The organism is Actinomadura sp. RB99 (assembly GCF_014706005.1).
GTDB lineage: Bacteria > Actinomycetota > Actinomycetes > Streptosporangiales > Streptosporangiaceae > Spirillospora.
In genome coordinates this window covers 1-1730 of sequence record NZ_JABMCA010000169.1, presented here as the reverse complement: position 1 = coordinate 1730, position 1730 = coordinate 1, and the positions used below count along the sequence as shown (strand labels likewise).

1 protein-coding gene and 1 pseudogene are annotated in these 1730 nt (G+C 72.2%); both read left to right on the top strand.

Translation table 11 applies throughout. From position 1 onward, the window contains the following. On the top strand, positions 1 to 1522 hold a 1522-nt coding region (locus amrb99_RS49345), incomplete at its 5' end, for a CHAP domain-containing protein (RefSeq protein ID WP_206700430.1). A 4-nt stretch (positions 1523 to 1526) separates the two neighbouring features. Next, positions 1527 to 1730: pseudogene (locus amrb99_RS49340) on the top strand (hypothetical protein); the annotation flags it as partial.

Below are 1730 nucleotides of genomic sequence, written 5' to 3'. Positions count from 1 at the left end.
CGCGCCGTGGTGCGCCATGTTCGTGAGCGAGGCGATCAAGCAGGTGGGCGCGGGCGACCGCTACGGCGGGTACCCGTCCGCCGCCGTCGCGTCCTACGTCTCCGGCATGAAGCACGTCGGGCAGGCCGAGGGCCGTCCGGGTGACCTGGGCGCCTACCGGGGCACGGGCCACATCAACGTCATCGCGAAGAACCTCGGCGGCGGCCGGTACGAGACGATCGGCGGCAACGAGGGCCCGACCGTCCGGCGCGGCGTGCGCGGTGGGCAGTCGGCGATCTTGCGGCCGATGGCGCGCGGGGGCCTGCTCGACCAGCGCGCCGAGGACCTGCGCGCGTACAAGGAACGCAACTTGGACCGGGGCGACCGGCGGTCGCCGCTGCTCCAGTACATGCGGCACGCGACCTACGACCAGGGTGGGCTGCTCCAGCCCGGTTGGACGATGGCGTTCAACGGCACCGGCCGCGCCGAGGCCGTAACGACACTGGCGAAGGGCGGCCGTCTGTCGTCCGGGTCGTCCGGCGGCGCGACGACGAGCCCGGCCGCCCGGCGCACGGCGGGCTCGGCGCTGCTGAAGCAGATCACCGACGCGATGCTGAGCAGCACGACCAAGCTCGCGGCCTACTTCACCCGCCTGAACAGCCAGATCAAGAAGAACTTCGGCGGGGCGGCCGAGAAACGGCTGCTCGCCTGGTCGAGCGCGATCCAGAAGGCGATGAGCGCGGCGGCGAGTAGGGCAGCGTCGATCGCGCCGCAGATCGCGGCGGCGAAGGAGTACGCCAAGACCGTCACCAGCTCGGCGCGCGAGTTCGCGAGCCTGTCCGGGCTGAGCAACAAGGGCAGCGCCGCGAATATCGCGTCGGGGCTCGGCGACCGGGCGAGCACGCTGACGACGTTCGCGAGCCAGATCACCCAGTTGTCCAAGCGCGGCCTGTCCAAGGACTTGTTGCGGCAGATCGTGGACATGGGCGCGGCGGACGGCGGCAGCATCGCCGCGACGCTGCTGGCCGGGAACAGCTCCACGATCGCCGAGATGAACCGGAACCAGGCCGCCATCAACAAGGCCGCCGGGAAGCTCGGGAACACCGCCGCCGACGCGCTGTACGACAGCGGGAAGGGCGCGGGTCGCGGCTTCTTGACCGGCCTGTACGACCAGAAGGCGGCGCTGGACACGGAGATGGACCGGCTCGGCAAGCGCCTGGCGGACGGCGTCCGGCGCACGTTCGGCGTCCCGACGCCCAAGAGCAGGAAGCCGTCCTACCTCAAGCCCGCAGCGCTGTCGTTCGACGACGGCGGCATGTTGCAGCCCGGCTACACCCTCGTCCACAACGGGCTCGGCCGTCCGGAGCCGGTCGGCGAGCAGCAGGTGACCGCGATGGCCGCCGCCGCGCTCGGCGGCGCCAGCGGCGGACCGCTCGTCGGTGAGCTGCACCTGCACGGGGTGGACGGCTACCGGGTGCCGCAGGACGTGATGCGCGGGATCCGTCAGGCCGAGCGCGCGGCGCGCTCCAGGCGCAGGAGGTAACGCAGTGCCCATCCTCGTCGGGACCTCGACACCGCCGGGCGGCGGACCGGCCGAACCGCCGCCGTCGCTGTCGCCCAAGCGGGTGACGTGGACGTCGCCGTCCGGCGACGTCCTCGACTTCACCAGCGGCGAGGGCTACGTCTCGATGCCGGGCCGGAAGGGCTTCGGGGTCATCGACCGCGACGTGTCGTACTCGGACCTGCCGACC